This window comes from Methylobacterium sp. J-026 (assembly GCF_022829585.1).
In the GTDB taxonomy this organism is placed as follows: domain Bacteria; phylum Pseudomonadota; class Alphaproteobacteria; order Rhizobiales; family Beijerinckiaceae; genus Methylobacterium.
Window position 1 is genome coordinate 1 of record NZ_JAKSYC010000010.1, and the last position, 3,095, is coordinate 3,095.

Here is a 3,095-nt window from a genome sequence, read left to right on the forward strand (position 1 = left end):
GTTCTGGCCGTCATGGAGCGGCTGGTGGCGACCCACCGGCCCGACCTCGCGGTCATCGCCTGCAACACCGCCTCGACCCTGGTGCTCCCCGCCCTCCGGCAGCGCTTCACGACCCCGTTCGTCGGCGTCGTGCCGCCGATCAAGCCGGCGGCCGAGGCCACGCGCTCGGGGCTCGTCTCCCTGCTGGCCACGCCCGGGACGGTGGCCCGCTCCTACACGCGTGACCTGATCGCCACCTATGCCGGAACCTGCGCGGTGAGCCTGGTCGGCGCCCAGAATCTCGCGGCTTACGCCGAGGCCGAACTCGCGGGCACCCCCGTCGACGAGGCCGCCCTGGCGGCGGAGATCGCCCCGTGCTTCGTGACCGCGGCGGACGGCCGGCGCACCGACGTGATCTGCCTCGCCTGCACCCACTACCCCCTGCTGCTGCCGCGGCTCGAAGCCGTGGCGCCCTGGCCGGTGACCTGGATCGATCCGGCACCCGCCATCGCCCGGCGCGTCATACAGCTGATCGGTTCCGCCCCCCGGGATGCGGACCGGCACGGCGCGGCGCTCGGCGCGTTCACAGCCGGGAGCTGCCTGACCGCCCCCCTGCGCACGGCGCTGGCGGCCCGCGGGATCGGCGAGGTCACCGTCGAGGCGATCCCCCTGCCCATGCAGTAGGCCGGCGGCACCCGCGATCGTGCTGACGAACGCGTGAAGACAATTTCCAGCGCTTGCCAATCCGTCGAACGCGGTCTCTGATTGACCCGATTCGGTGAGATAAGCTGCATTCGGGGGTCGTCACGATGCTGAAAACTTTAACGCTTGCGACCCTTCTGCTGATCGGCGTGATGCCGGCGGGTCCGGCTTTGGCCTGCGGCGACGGCGAGGCCCCGACCTCCTGCGACGATCCGAGCCCCAACGGGTTCGCCTCGTGGATGCTCGGGCGCGTCGACCGGGCGCTCGCCGCCGACAAGACCCAGGCGCTGCAGGACTTCACCAACGGGGCCCGGGGCTTCCGCACCGCCGACACCTACGTGTTCTGCGTCGGGCCGGACGGCGTCATGAGCGCCCATCCCAATCCGATCCTGAACGGGCATGACGTCCGCGACCTGCACGACCGGACGGGCAACCACTTCATCCGGACGATGATGGAGAGCGCCAAGCCCGGGCAAATCGCGGTGATCCGGTATCTGTTTCCGAAGCCCGGGAGCACGATCGAGGAGCCCAAAACCACGTATTACACGAAGGCCGGCGATCAGACCTGCGCGGTCGGCGTCTACGATGCCGATGTCGCCGCGCCGGCGGTGGCGACCGCCGAGGGACGGGTCGCCCAGCTCCGCCAGAGGCTCGACGGCGAGATCCCGACCGGCGCCCGCGCCGACTGGACCGCCTTCCTCGAGGCCCTGAATGCGCAGGAGGCCGAGAAGGCGACGGCGATCACCCAGGCCCGGCGCGATCTGACAGCCGCGGCCGGCGCGCTCACCAAGGCCGGGGGCCGACAGGGCGGCGAGTGAGAGGCGCGGGACGGGCGGGCGACCTATGGCTGTCCGGTTTGGCTTAGGACGGACCCGGTCCTGATCGGATCCGCCGAGGCGTCGGCGGGCACGACCATATGGACGAACAGCATGCCCGCGGCGACGATCAGCGCGAGCGCGACGATGCGCCAGAGTTCCAGAATCGGGCCCTGCGGCGTTTCATTCGTGCTGCTCGGCATCGCGTCCTCATCCCGGCCTCTGCGACCCCGATCGGACACCCGGAGGATGAACGCTTCGTAAACACCGGCTCCGGGCACCGCATTCGCGGCGGCAACCGGGGGCGGCGGGGGTGGGATCGACGCATCGCCCCGCGAGGCCGACTGCGTGCCGGCGTCAGGTCGTCGGCTCTCCGTGACGGTCGTCGACGGTCGCGGTGGGCGCCAGCCGTCGCGAGGTTCCGGAGCTGCGGACGCCAAAAAAAGAGCCCGGCACGGGGCCGGGCTTCTGAGTCTTCGTGTGCACGAGGGTCGTTCGTCGGCACCGAGGCCTCTGGCCTCGATGCCGTTATCCGATCGCCAATGGGGATCAGAAGTCGCGCTGGACGCGGAACCGCACTTGCGAGACCGAGTCCTTCGTGGCGGTCGCCACGGCGAAGGTGCCGGCGTTGATGCCGGCGATGTTGGCATAGGCGGTCGGGCTCTTGTCGAGGTCGATCGCCCGGCCGCTCTTCAGACCAATCTGGGTGTAGAAGCCCTCGACGCCGATATCGAGGTCCTTCACCGGCGACCAGATGATGCTCGCACCGGCAACGAACTGGTAGGTGTCGCGCAGCGCCTGGCTCAGCTGGTAGAACCGGGTGCCCGGCGTACCGACCGCGTTGGAGCTGAACGGGTTGCTGCCGGCCAGGCCGCTCACCAGGGTGTAGGCGGCGCCCTGGGCGAGACGGGCGCTGTTGGAGAAGCTCTGCTCGCCGTAGGAGCCGAAGAACGCCGAGCGCCATTCCGGCGTCCAGTAGTGCAGGTACGAGGCGACCGCGGTGAAGCTGGTCGAGGTCTGCAGCTGGCCGGTATAGGGATTGATCGTCGCGTCGGAGAAGTACTGGGCGAACTTCTGACCCTGGATCGTGGTGGTGCTCTGCGTGTACGAGCCGGTGTACTGCGAGTAACCGGTGTAGAGCTGCGCACCGTCGCCATAGGCACCCTGCAGGTACAGGGCGTCGCACGGCGCGATGAACGGGGCGTTGATCTTCAAGCCGCCCTGGATCGCCCAGCCCTGAACGTTGCTGGTATGGGCCGGGGCCACGATGGTGCCGGTTCCGGTGCTGGCGGCGGTCGAGAGGTTGCCGACGTTCAGCTCGTGGGTGGCGGCGGAGAGCTGGGCCGAGCCCCAGGCCTGATCGAGGCGCAGGACACCGACGAAGTCGGGCAGGCGCTCGCGCTCGATGCTGTCGACGTTGCCGTAGCGGGTCGGGATGCCGCCGGTATAGCCGACGAAGACCGGCGTCGGCTGGTTGGTCACGCCGAAGTTCGACACGCTGCCGGAGCTGACCGTGGCGCCGACGTTGAACGGCGAGAAGATCGGGGTGCGGCGGAAGACCGGGTCTTCGATCGAGATCGTCGCCGACAGGCCGTTGCC

The 3,095-nt window shown here is 69.5% G+C and carries 4 protein-coding genes; 2 read left to right on the forward strand and 2 right to left on the reverse strand.

Annotation, left to right across the window (positions count from 1 at the left end; all coding sequences use genetic code 11):
• Both MKK69_RS00175 and MKK69_RS00180 read left to right on the forward strand, forming a co-directional pair.
• On the forward strand, positions 1-663 hold a 663-nt coding region (locus tag MKK69_RS00175; protein WP_243964619.1), incomplete at its 5' end, for an aspartate/glutamate racemase family protein.
• A 125-nt stretch (positions 664-788) separates the two neighbouring features.
• On the forward strand, positions 789-1,499 hold the full coding sequence (locus MKK69_RS00180; protein ID WP_243964621.1) for a cache domain-containing protein: 711 nt from the start codon (positions 789-791) through the stop codon (positions 1,497-1,499).
• Between the two features lie 23 nt (positions 1,500-1,522).
• On the opposite strand, the gene MKK69_RS00185 is transcribed toward MKK69_RS00180, so the two are convergent.
• A complete protein-coding gene (locus tag MKK69_RS00185) occupies positions 1,523-1,699 on the reverse strand; it encodes a hypothetical protein (RefSeq protein WP_243964622.1) in 177 nt (58 codons plus the stop codon).
• A gap of 346 nt (positions 1,700-2,045) precedes the next feature.
• Positions 2,046-3,095: porin (locus MKK69_RS00190; RefSeq protein ID WP_243964623.1), on the reverse strand; the 1,050-nt coding region annotated here is incomplete at its 5' end.